The organism is Thermoanaerobaculia bacterium, from assembly GCA_018057705.1.
In the GTDB taxonomy this organism is placed as follows: domain Bacteria; phylum Acidobacteriota; class Thermoanaerobaculia; order Multivoradales; family JAGPDF01; genus JAGPDF01.
On sequence record JAGPDF010000007.1, the window covers coordinates 39413 to 56120 of the forward strand.

The window sequence follows — 16708 nt, forward strand, 5'->3', positions numbered from 1 at the left end:
CCTGAGCCTCCAAATGGGCGGGTGAGACGGGGCCGGATTTGGAACCGGCCGGGTGGCGGAATACTAACACGCGGCTCCGCTATGATCGGGCCGTGGCCAGTTTCTCCGGAGGCAGCGCATACGCCATGGCGAAGGACATCGCCGATGGCTATCTGATGGTCACCGAGCGCACCTATCAGCGCTTCGAGTCGGCGCAGCTCGACCAGCTGGCGTTCGAGCTCGAGCGCGCTCAGCGCGACATCCGCGGCGTCCTCTCGGCTGCCGACGACATCGCGACCGTCCAGCAGCGCAACCGCAAGCTCCAGCGGCTGACCCAGGCGATCGCCATGCTGCGGGGAGTCCAGGCGCGCACCAAGTCGCGGCTGGTCCGGAAGAAGGACTGACCGCGGCAGTGGAGGCTCTGCGAACGATCGGGCCGGTGGTCGCGGCGCTAGGCGCCGTGCTCCTCTTCGATCACATGACCCGGAGACGCGGGCTCGACCCGCCCGGATTCCGCGAGCCGCTGCGGCGGATCGCCGCGACGTCGCTGGTCGCGTTCAGTTTCTACGTCGGCGTCTTCGCCGCCGTCGGCACGATCGGCAGGCAGGGCGAGATCGACCTCTCCCAGTTGAGCAGCTGGCAGCTCTTCGCCCTGCACGCACTGTTCGCGCTGACGATCGTCGGCTGGTGGATGGCCGGATTCCTGGCGGTGCCGCGACCCGTTCCGGACATGTCGGCAGTCGCGGCGGAGCCGGTCGGCGAGACAGCCGCGAGCTCGGCCGCCGGGCCTTCGACCGGCTGGAGGAGCTTCGCCGAGCAGCTGGGAATGCGTACGCCGAATCTGCGGCGCGAGCTCGCCCTGGGAATGGTCGCCGGGGTCGGCGCCTGGCTCGCCGTGTTGTGCGCGGTCTTCGTTTTCGCCCTGGTGCTCTCCGCGCTCTCGGGCGAGGAGCTCCTCCCCCAGGCGCCGCCGGCGGTGATCCCGTGGCTCGCCGGGCGCCCGATCCTCCTGCGCCTGGCGATCGCCGCGTCGGCTGGACTGGTGGAGGAGGCGTTCTTCCGCGGCTTCCTTCAGCCGCGCATCGGTATCGCGCTCTCGACGGTCTTCTTCGCGCTCGCTCACCTCTCCTACGACCAGCCGATCATGCTCGTGGGCGTGACCCTGCTGTCGCTGCTCTACGGACTGCTGACCCGCTGGCGTCAGAACATCTGGCCGGCGATCGTCGCGCACTTTCTCTTCGACGCCATTCAGCTCCTGGTGGTCATACCGGCGGTCCTCGAGCTCTTCCAGCCCTCGGCGCCGTGACGTTCCCGCCCGAATGAAATGAAGGAAATCCGGTCTTTTCGTCGGTCCCCGTTCTGCTACACTTCGCCCGGTTTCTACCCATGACTTCGACCGCGGGACGGGAGCTCCATCTGACGATCGGCAGCCGGTTCGAGAATATCGAGCTGGTGCAGGCGGTCGTGGACGATGCGCTGCGCGAAGGTGGCGCGGCCGAGGACGCCCGGCACTGGATCGGTCTGGCGCTGCGCGAGGCGGTGGCCAACGCCATCAAGCACGGCAACCGCCAGGACCCCGACAAGCAGGTGGAGATCCAGGCCAGTTTCGACCCGGAGCAGGTGGAGATCCGGGTCGACGACCAGGGGGCCGGCTTCGATCCGGACGAAGTGGTCGATCCCCTGGCGCCGGAGAACCGTTTTCGCGCCAGCGGTCGGGGCATCTTCTATATGCGAAAGTTCATGGACGAGGTCGAATTCGAATCCGGCCCCTCGGGAGGGACACGGCTCCGGCTGCGCAAGCGGCTGACCCCCGCCCCCGAGGCCGGCAACATCTCCAGCAACATCCAACATCACGAACAATAGACAGGAGGAGTGGAGTCATGAAAATCACCAAGCGGGAACGGGATGGCGTGATCATTCTCGAAGTCGAGGGCAAGGTCACGATCGGCAAAGGTGACGTCGTCCTGCGCGAGACGGTGCACGAGGCGATCGGCGACCGGGCGGTCAAGATGCTGATCAACCTCGGCCAGGTCAGCACCATCGATTCATCGGGCGTGGGCGAACTGGTGAGCGCCTTCACGACGGTCACGAATCGCGGCGGCAAGCTGAAGCTCGTCAATCTGCCGCCGAAGGTCAACGACATCCTGCAGATCACCCAGCTGATCACGGTGTTCGAGGTGTTCGAGAGCGAAGACGAAGCCGTCCGATCCTTCTGACCTGACGAAAACCACGAGCCAGCTTTCCTCGCGCCTCGATCCGCGCCTCGCTGCATTCGCGGCGCGAGTGGAAGCTCGCCTTCCTGCCCTACTGCCGGCGGAGGACTCGCGCCCCGCGCACGTTCATCGTGCCATGCGCGCTGCCGTTCTCTCGCCAGGCAAGCGTGTCCGCCCCATGCTGACCCTGGCGGTCGCCGAGATGCTCGGCGGCGCCTCCGACGACGCACTCGACCTGGCCTGCGCGGTGGAGCTCGTGCACTGCTGCTCCCTCGTGCTCGACGACCTGCCCGCGATGGACGACGCCCACCTCCGGCGCGGTCGGCCGACGCTGCATCGCGAGCACGGCGAAGACGTCGCGCTGCTCGCCGCGTTCGCCTTGCTCAACCGCGGCTATGCGCTCGTCGCCGAGTCTTCGCAGCGGCTCCATCTGTCGCGCTACAGCCCGGAAGAGCTCCTGCACCACCTCGCCCAGGCGATCGGCACCGACGGGCTCATCGGTGGTCAGGCGATGGACCTGGCGAACGGCGGCGCCCCTCCGACGCTCGCCGACCTCGAGTACATCCACAGCCACAAGACGGGCGCCCTCTTTCTCGCCGCGGCGGAGCTCGGCGCGATGGCGGTCGACGCGCGGCGGCGGGATCTGGCGGCGATCGGTGCTTTCGCGAAGAACCTCGGGCTCGCCTTCCAGATCGAGGACGATCTCCTCGACGTCCTCGCGACGAGCGCGGAGACCGGCAAGGACGAGGGTCAGGATGCCTCGAAGGTGACCTTCGTGAAGCTGCTCGGCGTCGCTGGGGCGCGCTCTCTCGCCGACGAGCTGCTCGCGTTCGCCCTCGCGTCGGTAGCGCCGTTCGGACGCAAGGCCGAGGTGCTGTGCAGACTGGTCGAGTTCGTGGCCGGCTACGGCAACCTGGGGAGTCGGCAGGTGACGTTGACGGGTGCGGGCGGAGGGGGCCGGACGGGCGATGAGTGATCCGCGCGAGCTCGAGATCGCGCGGCGCGAGCTGCAGCGGCTCGGCTACCTGTCGCACCGCGTGGAGCGCTTCCTCTTGCGCGATGCCCTCGCTCCCGTGGGCGATCCGCGCGCGCTGGCGCACCTGGCGTGGAAGGTCGGACTACTCGCCGGTATGCTTCTGGCGCTCGCCAACACCCTGGCCCTGGCGGCGGCCAACGGGCTCTTCGCCGCTGCGCCAGCCGATCTCCTGCCGCTGTTCCTTCACCTCCTGCCGCCGCTGGTCATCGCATCCGCCGCCGGATTCGTCGCCGTCGTCGCCGGCTTCCTCTTCGCGCTCAAGCTCTTCCCGCGGCGCAGTCTCGAATGGCTGATTCTCGGCGTGACGTTCGTCGCCACCGCGCTGCTCTTCGGCTGGGCCGTCCTGCGGGCCTGGGATCTCCTGCTCGGGTTGCCGCGCTGGCAGCGCGTCGTCGCCGGCATCGCCCTGCCGCTGGTCGCGGCGGCGGTGGCGAAGCTCCTGGCGAACGGGCTGCTCTCGATCGCCATCCGCATGACCCGCATGACGCCGAGAGAGCGCCTGGTCTCGCGCCGCACCATCCTCGCCGTGACCGGCTCGATCCTGGCAATCGTCGCCACGGTCGCCTTCGTCGTGCCGCAGCGGGCTCCGGCCGCAGCGCCCGCCTCCCTGCCGAAGGCGGCCGGCGAGCGTGTCCTGTTGGTGGGGCTCGACGGCATTCTCGCCGAGGAGTTCGACTATCTGGTGGCGCGGGGCGCTCTGCCGGCCATCTCGGGACTGATGCGCGACGGGGCGGTCGTGGCGAGCTACGCGCGCGCCGCGGAGCTCGAACCGGCGGAGTTCTGGACGACCGTGGCGACGGGCGTCGGCGGCGAGCTCCATGGGGTGCGATCGCTGGACAGTTTCCGGCCGACCGGACTAGAGACGGCTCTCGCGCGGAGCGGGCCCTGGCGATTCTGGTGGTCCGGGGTGGCCGTGCCGCTGGGCCTTGCCGAGCATCGACCGCTGCTCGCCAACCGCCGGGCAGCTTTTACCTTCTGGGAGCTCTCGGCGCGCGGCGGAGCGCCGGCCGCGGCGGTCGACTGGTGGGCGACCTTCCCGCCCGAGCCGCTCGCCGGGCTGGTGGTCGCGCACGGCGCTTTCCAGCTTCTGCTGGATGGGCACCTGAGTGCCGTGGCGCCGGCCGATCGCGCGCCGGATCTCGCCCGGTTGGCCCGGGCGACCGAGCCCGGGCCTTCGGGCTCGACCCTGGAGGCAGCGCTGCCGGCCAAGCTCGCCGAAGAGCTGCTCCGGCGCGCGGTTCTCCCCGATCGCTTCTACCGCGAGGTCGCGCGCCGCGAGGCCGCTGACCGACCCGAGGCCATGGCGCTCTACCTTCCGGCCATCGATCTGCTCGCCGAGGGCTGGATCGGAGGGGACGTTGCCCTGGCCGACCTGGTGCGCGCCGAGCTCGAAGAGGCCGACCGCCTGATCGGCGGGCTGATGGAGGGCGTCGGCACCCTTGTGGTCGTGCTCGATCCCGGCCGCAGGAAAGGCGGCATGGGGAGGATGGGCAGGGTGGGGCGGGTTCTCTTCGCTCATCCGGCGCCGGATCCGCGCGCGATCTGCCGGGGTGGAGCCGATCTGCAGGTGGCTCCCGAGGCGGTCGCTGCCGCCCTGATCCGCGCCCTGGGCCTGCCGCAGAGTGCGGAGCTTCCCGAACCGCCCGGCTTTTGCTCCTGGCCGGAGCCGCCGGCGCGGGTCTCCGGCTTCGGCGAACGCTCGCCGGGCGGGGAACGACCCGGTGACAGCCGGGACTATCTCGAAAACCTGCGCTCGCTGGGATACCTCTAGCCCGGGCGCTGACCCGGGCACGACGCGACCGTCTGCCGGGCAGCGCCTCCAGTCCGTGAGGCCGGTGGGGCTGTTTTGGGGGCGTCGAAAGCGGGTGTTCAGTTCGACCAGCTGTCGGTCGTGCCGCCTTCGAAACTGTCGGCGAACAGCGGCTCGGCCGGGCGTTGCACGGTGCTCATACGGTCGGCGGCTGCGACACCGGCAGACCCGGCGGGAAGCGGCGCCGTCCGGCCGAGATCCAGTCGCAAGCCGACACTGGCGGCGATCAGCAGCATCGCTGCCGCGGCGAAACCCAGCCAGCGGCGACTGGAGAACGCGGCGAGCGCGGCGGACGCCGCCGGGGCGACCCGGCGCTCGGCGGGCACGACCTTCAACCGGTCGCGCAAGGCCACCAATTCGTCGAATTCACGCTGCAGCAGCGGATCGCCGGCGAGCCGGCTGGAGAAAAGCTCCGCTTCGACAGGGTCGAGTGTACCGTCCACCGCCGCCTCGAGCTGCTCGTACTCCGGCGATTCCTCGTCGCGTTCGCCGCGCACCAGCAGGCCCTCGAACGCGACGGCCAGGTCGGCCTCGGCGCGAAGCGTCTCGTCCACCGGGGTCACCGGGCTGGACGGGAGGGCGGGAGTGGGCAGGAGTCGCAGGTTCGGACGGTTCATATCGGCTCTCGTGAACGGAGATGCGGAAAAAGACTCCCGGTTACCGGCCTGGTGGAATCTCTCTCAGCCCTCCCATTCCGAGGCGCCTTCCGAAGGACGCGGACGCAGCCGCCGGGCGAGCCGCGCGCGGGCGCTCTTCCTCAGGTTGATGACCTGCCGGGCGGTGAGGTCGAAGCGCTGGGCGATGGTCCGGTCGTCGAGCGGCAGCTCATCCCAGAGCTCCCGGAGCTCCGGCTCGGGCAGGTCGAGGAGTCGGGCGAGGTCCGCGCGGGAGGCAAGTCCCGTGAGCGTCAGGAGGGTCAGCCGGTCCCGCCCCTGCTCGTCCCGCAGATTGAGCAGCAGGGCCCGCCGCTGTCCCAGGGGCAGCTCGCGGACCTCGCTCCAGAGGGCCGCCAGGAACTGGCGCCCTTCGAGCTCCCGGTGAGCCCCGGCGCGCGTTTCGGGCAAATCGAGGCCAGGCTGCGGATCGGCGCCCTCGGTGCCCGCGCTCGCCGCGCTCTCGCCAGAGAGGGAGAGCGGCGGGCGGTCCTGCACATCGAGCAGGTCGGCGGCAGCTTTCTGCAGATCGCGGAAGCCCCAGGGTCCTCCGCGCCAGAGCAGCAGGCGCCGCACGAGCTCCGGCAGCGGCAGCGCGCGGGCCGGGCCCGAGAGCGCCAGGTCGCGCGCCTGGGGAGCGTCGGACTTCGCGCCGGCTCGGGCCGTCCCCTCGGAGGTGGCTCCGGAGGCCGCAGCGCCGCCGGACGAGCCGTCTCGCCAGGCGGCGAAGCCGCAGAGGAGCGCTCCATCCCTGCCTTCCCAGAGCGCCAGCTCCTCGTCGTGGCGCAGGAGGTAGCGCAGCTGGTTCTGCAACCGGGTGCGTTCCGGGTGGCGGGCGCGCAGCCAGGCCCGGCAACCGTTGGCGCCCGTCGCCGCGACATAGGCGCGAAAGCTCTCGATCTCGACTTCCGGATCTCCCGACAACCACTGCTGGAGCCGCTCTGTCAGCCGAAGAAGGGCGGCGGCATGGACCTCCTCCTGATCGGCCGCCGGCACGCCGCCCAGCTGGCTTCGGATCGTTCGCCAGAGCAGCGGCGCGGCCTCGCCGAGCAGCAGCCGGCCCAGAGCCTCGCTGGCGGCTGCCGGCCCACGTTCGGCCGCCGACCGCAGCGTGGCGAGCAGGGGATCGATGGCGAGCGCCTTCACCCTGGCACTGCCGGCCCGCCGGCCGCGAAGAGCAACACCGTCGCGGCGCACGCGGCGAGGGCGGCGCCGGCGAGAAAGGCCGCTGAAGGCCCGAAGAGCTGCCAGACGACTCCAAACCAGAGACTGGCGAGGAACGTTCCGACGCCTGCGGCGAGGTGGAACGCGCCGAGTGCACTGCCGGCGCCCGGTGGGCTGGCTCCGGCGGCGCCGGGGCCAGCTGAGCCACCCGCACCGGCGAGCTCGACCACCAGCGCCCGTTCGGCGCCTTCGGTGAGACCGTAGAAGGCGGCATAGAGCGCGAGCAGGGCGGCGAGCGCCGCGGGCTGTGCCGTGACCGCGAAGCCCGTGTAGGCGATGGCGTACAAGGTCCAGCCGAGCAGGATGGCGGGCCGGCGGCCGATACGGTCGGCGAGTTTGCCGCCGGGAGCCGAAGCGAGCCACTTCACGACATGGAATGCCGACCAGAGGAGAGTGAGGCCGACCGCTCCGATGCCGATTTCGGCGGCCCGCAGCAGGAGAAAGGCGTCGCTCGCATTGCCCAGCGCGAAACAGAAGAAAGCGGCCAGAGCCCCGCGCAGTGGCCCGGGGAGAGGCTCGGACCGCGCCCCGAGCGAAGGGGCGGCGCCCCGGCCGCCGACCGCCGGCGGGGAGCGCCGGGTGGTCTCGCGCGGCAGGCCGAAAGCGACAGTCAGGAAGCCGGCGAGGGCCGGGAGCGTCGCGACCAGGAAAACCGTCCGCAAGGCGCCGGGCGAGAAGAGCAGGAGGACCGCCGCGAGGAGGGGGCCGCAGGCGGCGCCCAGGTGGTCGAGGCCGCGGTGATAGGAGAAGGCATAGGCGCGCTCGCCGGGTGCGACCGCCTCGGCGATCAGGGCGTCGCGCGGCGCCGTGCGCAGGCCCTTGGCGAGCCGGTCCCAGAGCCGCAACGAAATGACCTGGGCGGCGGTGGTGGCGAGCGCGAGCAGGGGTCGCGCCAGCGCCGACGCGCCGTAGCCGGCGACGACGAAGGGCTTGCGCCGCCCGAGTCGATCGCTCGCCCGGCCGGCCCAACCCTTGACCAGCGCCAGGACGCCCTCGGCGGCTGACTCCATCGCGCCGAGCACTGCCGCGCCGCCTCCCAGCGCCGCCAGGAAGCCCGGGAGCAGGGGGTACACCATCTCGCTCGCGACGTCCTGGAAGAACGAACCGGCTCCGAGCCGTCGCACGGTCGGCGGCAGGTCTCGCCCGCGATAGGCGCGCAGGAGGGCCGGGGAGGAGGGGCTCACGGCGGGTCGATTCTCTCCCGCTCGGTGCCTTCGCGCTCGCCTCTTTCGCGGTCGGCATTTTCCCGCCCCGCCCAGTACATCGTGCGCAGGCTGTGGAGTTCGCCGCTCGGATAGTGGCGATAGCCCACGAGGCCGGCCGGGTGGACGGCGACGTTGACCTTCGTGAACAGTGAGAGATAGGGCAAGTCGTGCGCCACGATCTGCTGCGCTTCGACGTAGAGCGGCCGACGCGCAGCGCGGTCGGGGAGGCGCGCGCCCTGCTCGACGAGCTCGTCGAAGCGCGGATTGGAGTAGCGCCCGCGGTTGGACCCGGCCGGCGGTACGCGCTGCGAGTGCAGAATGAGCATGTAGATGTCGGGGTCGGCGATCCCCGTCCACGTCAGGCTGAAGAGCTGGAAGTTGCCGCGCTTGATGTCGGCGTAGAACGTCGCGAACTCGTAGGAGCGGATTTCGACATCGACGCCGATCTCGCGCCACATCGACTGGAGGATCTGTGCCTGCAGGACGGCGGTTTCGTCGGTCGACGTCTTGTAGGTGAGGCGCAGGCGCGGCTCCGGCCCGCTCCCGTCCGGGTCGGGGAAGCCGGCCTCGTCGAGCTGGGCGCGGGCCGCCGCCGGGTCGAAGGGCGTCGCGGGGAGATCGTCGTTCCTCGCCCAGTTCCCGGGTGGGAGGAGGGTCTCGGTGACGACGCCGAGGCCTCGCCAGAGCGTGCGCACCAGCTTCTCCCGGTCGAGCGCCAGGGCGAGGGCGCGCCGCACGCGGCGATCGGCGAGCAGCGGATCGGTCAGGTTCAGGCCGAGGTAGACGTAGTTCGCGCCGCTCGCGGCCGGCACGCTGAAGCGCGGGTCGGCGCGAAAGAGCGGCACGACGTCGGGCGGCAGGGCGTTCACCACCAGCTGAACGCTGCCTTTGCGCAGCTCGAGCACGCGCACCGTGGCCTCCGGGATCTCGCGCAGCACGACGCGGTCGAGCCGCGGCCGGCCGCGGTAGTGGGCGTCGAACGCCGCGAGCTCGATGGTGTCGGCGGTGCGCGAGACGAAGCGGAACGGGCCGGTGCCGACCGGCTGCCGGTTCATCGCTTCGGGCGTCGAGCCCGACGGTACGATACCCAGATACGAAGTGAGGTTCGGCAGCAGAGCTCCGAACGGCTCCGAGAGCACGAAGTCGACGGTGGTCGCGTCGATCGCGACGACCCGCTGCAGGAAGGCGAAGGCGCCGCGCTTCGAGCTGGCGACCGTGCCGTCGAGCAGGGTCTCGAAGGTCCACGCGACATCCTCGGCCCCGAAGGTCGAACCGTCGTGGAAGAGAATGCCGGGGCGCAGGTGAAAGCGCCAGCGCGCTCCGAGATCGAGCACTTCCCACGACTCCGCGAGATCGGGCAGGAAGTCGCCGCTCTCGTCCTTCGTCACCAGCCCGTCGAGGATGAGCTCGAAGACGCGGCTCGAGGCCTGGTCGGTCGCGACCCGTGGATCGAGATGGATCGGTGCGCTTTCGAGCGCGACGGTGAGGGAGTTGTCTGCCGGCGGGCGGGGGGGCGGTGCCGGGCCGCAGGCCGCGACGAGAAGCGCCAGCGGGAGGAGGCCGGCCCTCAGTACCATTCGAGCAGCGAGATGCCGAGTCCGATCCGGGTCGAGCTCTGGTTGTAGTCGATCAGGCTCTCGGCATAGCCGTGGAAGATCTGCAGGTAGCCCTTGAGGTCGCGATGGATCGGAAAGACCCAGCCGAGCTCGACGGCGCCGTGCGAGCTCGCGCCACCGCGCAGCGAGTGGCGGGCCATGAGGCTGATCTCGTGCTCGCGCAGGCGGCGCACGAGCAGGAGGTCGCCCCGGCCGGCATAGTCCTCGAGATCGGGGTTGTCTTCGCCGCCCGCGACCTCGGGAAGCCGCCACCAGGGCCGGGCGACGAGCGTCCAGGCGTCGCGCTCGAAGCCGATCATGCCGATGACGCGGTTCCAGCTCCGGGAGTAGGGCAGATCCGTGCCGTTCGACTGGTGGTTGAGGGAAACGCCGAGAAGGCGCCCGTCGAGTCCGAGAAGCTCGTAGCTCGTGTGGAAGACGAGCATCAACTCCGGCTCGTAGTTGGTCTCGCGGAAGGGGCGCGACAACTCACTGTTGTAGACCTGCCATCGGGACGACTGCGTGTAGCCGAACCAGAGATCGCCCCGGTGGCCGAAGAGCTCCTGGGCGATCTTGGTCTTGAAGCTGATCTGGAACTTCGCCTCCACCTCGTCCAGATTCTCGGACTCGGTCACCGAGTGACCGGGCTCCGGGCTCGAGGGGAACTGATTGGGAGAATCGGTGTAGAAGGCCGGCAGGAGATAGACCGGCTTGAAGGCGCGCATCCCGAATGTGCCGAGCTTGGCGTTCCGGGTGAGCTCCCAACGGCTGTCGAGGAGTGAGCTCGCGACCGGCGGGCCCGCCTCTGCGAGTCCGCCGGCGACGGCCGGCCGCGCCATCATCTCGGCCGGCGGCGGCGGTCCGACGAAGGGCTCGCGCTGCGGCGTCGTCGGCGAAGACTCGGGAGCGGAGTCCGGGGAGGTCGCCTGCGGCGCCTCCTCGATGCCGCCGGGCCGCCTGTGGCGGCCGACGGCGCGGTCATAGCAGGCCAGCCGCTCGAAGTCCGAATCGATGCCGACGCAGCCCTCGGGGGAGATCGTCTCCACCTGGGCGAGCGCGGAAGTGGCGGCAAGCGGGGCGAGGCTGTGGATGAGGACGAGAGCCAGGCCCCGCAGGGCCTTTGGTAAGATCATCGGATTCGCGCTCACCGGGCGCCTTGATGCTAGCACTGCGATGTTCGGCCGCCGGCCTCGAACGGTGGCGATTTCCAAAGGAGCTTCCGAAGTGACTCGATTCCGCTCGCGCCGCGCGCTGCAGGCTGCTGCCGCCCTCCCGCTCCTCCTGACACTCGGTGTCTCGATGCTCCGGGCCCTCCCTGCCGACAGTGCCGGCGGCCCGCGGGCGGTCGTGCTCGGATTCGACGGCGCCGACGCCAAGCTCACCGAACAGTGGATGAACGAAGGGAAGCTCCCCAACCTCGCGCGCCTGCGTGAACAGGGGACCTTCTCGCCGCTGCGCTCGACGATCCCCTCGCAGACGCCGGTCTCCTGGTCCACCTTTTCGACGGGTCTGAATCCCGGCCGGACGTCGATCTTCGATTTCCTGAAGCGCGACACCACGACCTACCGCCCGAGTTTCGCGGCGTTCGACGAGTCGTCGAAGCCGTTCCTGTTCGGCGCCAGCAACGGCCCGGCGGTCGGCGCTCTGGCGGCGGCCGCGATCTTCCTCGTCCTGCTGCTGCTCCTCAAGCTGTTTCGCGTCCGCCTGAAAGCCGCAGCTCTCGTCGCGGCGCTGTTCGCGGTCGCCGCTGGCGCCGGCGGATTCTGGGTGGGCAGCACGCTCCTGCCCGAGAAGGTTCCGTCGGTCATCAACCGGCGCCAGGGAGATCCGTTCTGGAAGGTCCTGGGCGACGCCGGCAAGCACGTGCGCGTGATGCGCATGCCGGTGACCTTTCCGCCGGAGCCGTTCCCGCACGGCGAGATGCTCTCCGGCCTCGGCACGCCCGACCTTTCGGGCCGGATCGGGAAGCCCTTTTACTTCACCTCCGAGCTTTTCTTTCAGCCGCGCGGCGGCAACGAGGTGTCGATCGAGATCGTCGAGCTCGAGGACAACAAGGGGACGCTCGCGACCGAGATCAAGGGCCCGCCGAACAAGCTCTTCCCCAAGCAGTCGGACTACATCCGGATTCCGATGACGATCGATGTCGCGGCCGACAAGTCGAAGGTCGACATCGCGGTATCGAACGCCCGGCTCGCGCTCAAGCCGGGAGAGTGGAGTCCGTGGGTGCGCTTCGTCTTTCCCTTCAACTCGCTGATCAAGGTCTCCGGGATCGGTCGCTTCCGGGTGCTTGCGATCGAGCCCGAAGTGCGGATCTACCTCTCGCCGATCCAGTTCGACCCCTCCGACCTGCCGGCGATCTTCGACGTCACGGCGCCGCGCGCTTTCGCGGGCGAGCTCGCGTCGCGCTTCGGGCTGTTCAAGACGATCGGCTGGATGATCGACACCTGGTCGATCAAGGGCGGCACCATCGACGACAAGGTCTTCCACGAGGATACGGATTTCACCGTCGTCGAGGAGGAGAAGATCCTCGCCGGGCTGCTCGAGGACGATTGGGACGTCTACTTCCACTACTTCGAGTTCACCGACCGGGTGCAGCACGTCATGTGGCACCACACCGATCCGCAGCATCCGCTCTACACGGCGGAGGGCAATGCGAGGTACGGTGATTCGATCCTCAAGTCCTACCAGCAGATGGACCGAATCGTGGGCAAAGTGATGGAGAAGGTCGCGACGATGCCGGCCGGGACGACGCTTCTCATCGCTTCGGACCACGGTTTCGCCCCCTGGCGACGGACGATGAACTACAACACCTGGCTCGCCACCGAGGGCTATCTCGTGCTCAAGGGCTCGACCGGCCAGCAGGCGAATCTCGAGGATCTGTTCGACCAGGGCCAGTTCTTCCAGGACGTCGACTGGTCGAAGACGCGCGCCTATGCCATGGGGCTCGGCAACGTCTACATCAACCTGAAGGGCCGGGAAGGCCAAGGCATCGTCAATCCGGGTGCCGAGTACGAGGCGCTCACCGCCGAGATCCGCGCCAAGCTCCCACAGTACGTCGACCCGCAGAACGGCGAGCATCCGGTGGCCTACGTCTTCACCCGCGACGAGGCCTACGGCACCTACGACCCGGCGCTCATTCCGGACCTCTTCCCGTCGAACGCCTCGGGCTACCGGGTCGGCTGGCAGGACTCCCTCGGCATCGTCGCCAAGTCGATCGTCGAGCCGAATCTCGACGTCTGGAGCGCCGATCACTGCTCGGTCTACCCGCCGCTGGTGGACGGCATCCTGTTCGCGAACCGCAAGCTCGACCTGTCGCAGAAGCCGTACATGGCCGACATCATGCCGACCCTGCTCGCGATCTACGACGTGCCGCCAACAGTGGAGCTCGACGGCAGGAGTCTCGTCCCCTGAGAGAGCCAGGCCGGCCAGGGTCGCTGGAGCCCCCGAGGTAGATGAGGAGGCTCACCGCGCTTCTCGCCCTGGCGCTGCTCTCGGCCGGTGTGGTGGAACTGGCGGCCCAGACCTCGCCTTCGTCACGTGAGCAGGAGCTGGAGGCGATCCGCGGCGAGATCGCCCGGCTGACCGCCCGGCTCGAGTCGGTGAAACAATCGGCGGCGGGCATCGCCGGTGAGCTCGACCGGCTCGAGCTCGAGCTCGAGCTGCAGTCGCAGAAAGTGGCCGAGGCGGAGTCGGCGAAGGCGATCGCCGAGGAGCGCGCCGCCGCTTCCGAGGTGGCGATCGCCGACCTCGAACGCCGCCTGGCCGAGGAGCGCCAGCGGCTGCGCCAGCGGCTCACCGGTCTCTACCGGATGGGTCGCCATGGATATATCCGGATGCTGCTCTCCCTCGCTCCCGGCGAGGCACTCCTGCCGGCGGTCCGGGCGCTGCGCTTTCTAGCGCGCCGGGATGCGGCGACGGTAGCGAGCTTCGAGGAGATCGCGGCGCGGCTCGCGGTCGAGAATCGCGAGCTCGAGGCCGAGCGAGAAGTGGCCCGAGGCTGGTTCGCGCGCGAGAACGACCGCCGCAACCAGTTGGTCGCGCTCGAGCGCCGCAAGGAGCAGATGCTCGCCGGGACGCGCCGGGAGAGCGAGCAGATCACGAGCGCCGCGCTCGAGCTGGGCGAGCGCGCGCGCAAGCTCTCGGCCCTCCTCGACGCCCTCTACGGCCGCAGCGACCCGGGGCTCGGAGGGCTGCCGATCCGGGATTTCCGCGGCCTGCTCGACTGGCCGGTCGAAGGCCGGGTGTCGGCGGAGTTCGGGCCTCGGGTCGACCCCCGGTACGGTACCCGCGTGCCGCACAACGGCCTCGACCTCGAGACCGTCCCGGGCAGCGAAGTCCGTGCCGTCTATCCCGGGAAGGTCCTCTTCGCGGCGCCGTTCGAGGGCCTCGGGCAGATGGTCGTCGTGCAGCACGCGGGCCGCGTCTTCACGCTCTACGCCGGCCTCTCCGAGCTCCGGGTGCGCAAGGACGATGTCCTGCCCCTGCATTCGATCGTCGGCCGCGCCGGCAGCTCGCTCTACTTCGAGATCCGCGTCGACAAGAACCCGGAGAATCCGCGGGGCTGGCTGCGCTAGTGGCGCCACGGCAGCCCCCTGTTCGCCGCCGCTGCATCCGAACCCGCCGCCGGATAAGATGTCCCCGATGAATCGTTCCGTTCCGCCCTCGCCCTCCGACCCGCCGGCTCGCGATCCGAACCGTTCGCGGCGGCGCTTCCTCGCCCTTTCGCTCATCGTGATGCTGCCGCTCGTCGGCGGTGTGCTGTGGAGCGCCGGCGATACCGGCGACAAGGAGCCGGATCCCGACTCCCTCTATCGTTATCTCGCGATCTTCTCCGAGACGCTCAATCTGGTGCGCCAGACCTACGTCGAGCCGACCGACATCTCCACCCTCCTGGCCGGCGCGATGGAGGGTTCGACCGACGCGCTCGATCCCTTCTCGATCTACCTGCCGTCAGCTGTGCCGGCCGCCGGGGAGGGCGACCTCCTGCCCGGAGCCCGTCATGCAGGCCTCGTGGTCCTGAAGGACCGTGGGGTCGCCTACGTCGCCGGCGTGGAGGAAGGCAGCCCCGCGGTCGCTGCCGGAGTCGAGGGCGGCGACATCCTGTCGCGCATCGGCGGTCGGCCGACGCGGCAGATGCCGGTCTGGGAGATCAACCGCGAGCTCGTTCCCAAAGACGGCCGCGACCTCGAGCTCGAAGTCGTGCGGCGCGGCGAGACCAAGACGCTCCAGCTGAAGCTCGCGGAGTCCGTCCCGCCGGCGCCCTCGCTCGCTCCGGTCCAGGGGTATCCGCTGCTGCGGATTCCGCGCATCGACGGCGCTGCTGTCGATGCGGTGCGGGCTCTGCTTCAGCGGGCCAGCGCCGAAGGCACGACGAAGCTCATGCTCGACCTGCGCGGCATCTCGGGCGGCGAACCGGAAGCCGCCTACGCGCTCGCCGGACTCCTCGCGGAGGGCGAGCTGGGAACGCTGCGCGTCAAGGAGAAGGTCGGCCGGAGCTTCACCGGAACCGCCGCTGCGGGCTGGGCGGGCGAGGTGATCCTGCTCGTCGACGGCTACTCGTCGGGTGCTGCCGAGATTCTCGCCGCCGTCCTGCAGCAGAAAAAGGGCGCCAAGCTGGTCGGCGTGCCGACTTTCGGCTGGGCCGGCGAACGCTCGCGGATCGAGCTCGAAGGCGGAGCGCGCCTGTATCTGACCACCGCCTTCTTTGCCGGACCGGATGGCAAGCCGCTCTCGGAGCGTCTGACGCCCGACCTGCTGGTCGACGACATCATCCGCCGATTCGAGGAGCGCGAGCGGCCGCTCTCGGAACTGATCCTCGAGCGCGCGATCCGCTATCTGAACGGTGAGCCGGAGCTTGTCGAGAAGAAAGCCGCCTAAGGGCGGCCGCAGCGCCGCACCTTCCTCCAGAAAGAGTCCGGGTTCCCGGCGCCGCAAGGGCGGTCGCGGCTTCCGGGTCCTTTCGTGGCTCGTTCTGGGAGTCGTCCTGTTCGCTCTGGGCGTCTACTTCGGCGAACGGGTGGTACAGAGGTTCGCCGCCTGGAGGACTCCAAAGCCCTATTCGGCAGCGGCCGCCCGCAAGCCGACTCCGGCGAGCCCTGCCGCACGGTCGCGTGTCGAGGCCAAAGCGCCACGCGGCGCGGACCCCCGACCGACCGCGGCCGCCCCGACTGCCTCTGGAGCCACGGGCGACGGTGCCGGGTTGCCCGCTGTCACCGGACAGCGGGATCCAACGGCGTCAACGACTCCGACGGACCCGACGGCTGCGCTCGCTCCGATCGCTCCGCCGCCGCCGAAAGCCCGGGTGGCGATCGTCATCGACGACCTCGGGCGCGACGTCGCGGTGATCGAGAGGCTGGCGACGATGGCGCCAGGCGCGGAGCTCTCGTACGCGGTGCTGCCGTTCGAATCGCGCACTTCGGAGGTCGTCGAGGCGCTACGCCGCCACGGCGCCGAGGTGCTGCTGCATCTGCCGATGGACCCGGAGGGCGAAGCCGATCCCGGACCCGGAGCGCTCTCCACGGCGATGTCGAAGCGCGAGCTCGCCGCGGCGACCGCGGCGGCGCTCGCCGCCGTGCCTGGAGCGGTCGGCGTCAACAATCACATGGGATCGAAGCTCACCGCCGATCGCGCGGCGATGGCCGCCATCCTGGGTGAGCTCCGGCGCGAGAACCGCTACTTCCTCGACTCGCGGACGGCGGCCGGGAGCGTCGGCTTCGAAGTCGCGCGCGAGCTCGGCCTGCCGGCTGCGAACCGCGACCTCTTCCTCGACGACGATCCCGAACCGGGAGCTATCGCAGCGCAGTTCGCGCTGCTTCTCGCCCGCGCTCGCGAGCAGGGCGCGGCGATCGCGCTCGCGCATCCGCGGCCGTCGACGCTCGAGGTGCTGGCGGAGCAGATCCCGCAGGCCATCGCTGCGGGCATCGAGTTCGTGCCGGTCTCCTACCTGCTCGAACGGAGCGAGGAGCTTCCGGAGTAGCGAAGGCGCGCGCAGCG

Annotated in this window: 15 protein-coding genes; 10 read left to right on the forward strand and 5 right to left on the reverse strand. The window is 70.0% G+C overall.

The window, feature by feature from the left end; all coding sequences use genetic code 11:
• Positions 1 to 125: 125 nt before the first annotated feature.
• From KBI44_03670 to KBI44_03695, 6 genes are all read left to right on the forward strand, one after another.
• The gene (locus KBI44_03670) at positions 126 to 383 is read left to right on the forward strand and encodes a hypothetical protein (GenBank protein MBP9143559.1); all 258 of its coding nucleotides are present in this window, start codon (positions 126 to 128) and stop codon (positions 381 to 383) included.
• An 8-nt stretch (positions 384 to 391) separates the two neighbouring features.
• The gene (locus KBI44_03675) at positions 392 to 1285 is read left to right on the forward strand and encodes a CPBP family intramembrane metalloprotease (GenBank protein ID MBP9143560.1); all 894 of its coding nucleotides are present in this window, start codon (positions 392 to 394) and stop codon (positions 1283 to 1285) included.
• Positions 1286 to 1365: 80 nt separating this feature from the next.
• Positions 1366 to 1842, forward strand: coding sequence for an ATP-binding protein (locus KBI44_03680; GenBank protein MBP9143561.1), 477 nt, complete (start codon positions 1366 to 1368; stop codon positions 1840 to 1842).
• Positions 1843 to 1859: 17 nt separating this feature from the next.
• Complete coding sequence (locus KBI44_03685; protein ID MBP9143562.1) at positions 1860 to 2195, forward strand: STAS domain-containing protein; 336 nt, start codon at positions 1860 to 1862, stop codon at positions 2193 to 2195.
• A gap of 133 nt (positions 2196 to 2328) precedes the next feature.
• Positions 2329 to 3168 (forward strand): polyprenyl synthetase family protein, encoded by an 840-nt coding sequence (locus KBI44_03690; GenBank protein MBP9143563.1) that lies wholly within the window; start codon positions 2329 to 2331, stop codon positions 3166 to 3168.
• Positions 3161 to 4999, forward strand: a complete 1839-nt coding sequence (locus KBI44_03695) for an alkaline phosphatase family protein (protein MBP9143564.1) — start codon at positions 3161 to 3163, stop codon at positions 4997 to 4999. Before KBI44_03690 ends, KBI44_03695 begins: the two co-directional genes overlap by 8 nt.
• Positions 5000 to 5097: 98 nt before the next feature.
• Here KBI44_03695 and KBI44_03700 read toward each other — a convergent pair whose 3' ends face one another.
• From KBI44_03700 to KBI44_03720, 5 genes are all read right to left on the reverse strand, one after another.
• Entirely contained in the window at positions 5098 to 5655 is a 558-nt protein-coding gene (locus KBI44_03700; GenBank protein MBP9143565.1) for a hypothetical protein, read from the reverse strand.
• 63 nt (positions 5656 to 5718) lie between these two features.
• Entirely contained in the window at positions 5719 to 6837 is a 1119-nt protein-coding gene (locus tag KBI44_03705; protein MBP9143566.1) for a hypothetical protein, read from the reverse strand.
• The gene (locus KBI44_03710; protein ID MBP9143567.1) at positions 6834 to 7991 is read right to left on the reverse strand and encodes an MFS transporter; all 1158 of its coding nucleotides are present in this window, start codon (positions 7989 to 7991) and stop codon (positions 6834 to 6836) included. The genes KBI44_03705 and KBI44_03710 overlap by 4 nt, the downstream gene beginning before the upstream one ends.
• Positions 7992 to 8095: 104 nt before the next feature.
• On the reverse strand, positions 8096 to 9697 hold the full coding sequence (locus KBI44_03715) for an ABC transporter substrate-binding protein (protein ID MBP9143568.1): 1602 nt from the start codon (positions 9695 to 9697) through the stop codon (positions 8096 to 8098).
• Positions 9688 to 10848 (reverse strand): phospholipase A, encoded by a 1161-nt coding sequence (locus tag KBI44_03720; protein MBP9143569.1) that lies wholly within the window; start codon positions 10846 to 10848, stop codon positions 9688 to 9690. The genes KBI44_03715 and KBI44_03720 overlap by 10 nt, the downstream gene beginning before the upstream one ends.
• Here KBI44_03720 and KBI44_03725 point away from each other — a divergent pair.
• The 4 genes from KBI44_03725 to KBI44_03740 all read left to right on the forward strand — a co-directional run bounded on the left by KBI44_03725 (position 10805) and on the right by KBI44_03740 (position 16691).
• Positions 10805 to 13126 (forward strand): alkaline phosphatase family protein, encoded by a 2322-nt coding sequence (locus KBI44_03725; protein ID MBP9143570.1) that lies wholly within the window; start codon positions 10805 to 10807, stop codon positions 13124 to 13126. The two genes, KBI44_03720 and KBI44_03725, sit on opposite strands and share 44 nt — an antisense overlap.
• Positions 13127 to 13167: 41 nt before the next feature.
• Positions 13168 to 14289 carry a peptidoglycan DD-metalloendopeptidase family protein gene (locus tag KBI44_03730; protein MBP9143571.1) on the forward strand — a complete coding sequence of 374 codons (1122 nt, stop codon included), beginning with the start codon at positions 13168 to 13170 and terminating at the stop codon, positions 14287 to 14289.
• Positions 14290 to 14356: 67 nt separating this feature from the next.
• Positions 14357 to 15592 (forward strand): PDZ domain-containing protein, encoded by a 1236-nt coding sequence (locus KBI44_03735; protein MBP9143572.1) that lies wholly within the window; start codon positions 14357 to 14359, stop codon positions 15590 to 15592.
• Between the two features lie 424 nt (positions 15593 to 16016).
• Positions 16017 to 16691: a divergent polysaccharide deacetylase family protein gene (locus KBI44_03740; GenBank protein MBP9143573.1), complete on the forward strand. Its 675-nt coding sequence runs from the start codon at positions 16017 to 16019 to the stop codon at positions 16689 to 16691.
• Positions 16692 to 16708: the final 17 nt, after the last annotated feature.